Annotated in this window: 1 protein-coding gene; it reads left to right on the top strand. The window is 67.0% G+C overall.

Annotation, left to right across the window (positions count from 1 at the left end; genetic code table 11):
• Nucleotides 1–467 (top strand): condensation domain-containing protein (locus AZG88_RS54520; protein ID WP_231914285.1); only part of this gene is annotated, 467 nt, incomplete at both ends.

Raw genomic sequence — 467 nt, 5'->3', positions numbered from 1 at the left:
GTGCAGTACGCCGATTACACCCTGTGGCAGCGGGAGCTTCTGGGCAGTGCGGATGATCCGGGGAGTGTGCTTGCCGCACAGGTCGAGTATTGGCGGGCCGAGTTGGCGGGGCTGCCCGAGTGCATCGACCTACCCACCGATCGGTGCCGACCGGCCGAACCGAGTTACCGCGGCGGCACGGTGGAGTTCGTGATCGCACCGGAACGTGCTTCGGCAGTCACGGAACTTGCCCGCAGATGTGGGGCGACACCCTCGATGGTGCTGCAATCTGTGCTCGCGGTGCTGCTTCGCAGACTTGGCGCGGGGGAGGACGTTGCGATCGGGGGACCGATCGCGGGCCGCACCGACGACGCCCTGGCCGAGTTGGTGGGGTTCTTCGTCAATAGCTGGGTGCTGCGGGTGGATCTGTCGGGGAATCCGCGGTTCGATCAGGTGCTCGACCGGGTGCGGGGTAAGGCGTTGGCGGC

The sequence above is a fragment of the Rhodococcus sp. LB1 genome (genome assembly GCF_001583455.1).
Classification (GTDB): domain Bacteria; phylum Actinomycetota; class Actinomycetes; order Mycobacteriales; family Mycobacteriaceae; genus Rhodococcus_F; species Rhodococcus_F opacus.
The sequence above is the reverse complement of the archived record's forward strand: the minus strand, read 5'-3'. Positions and strand labels throughout refer to the sequence as shown.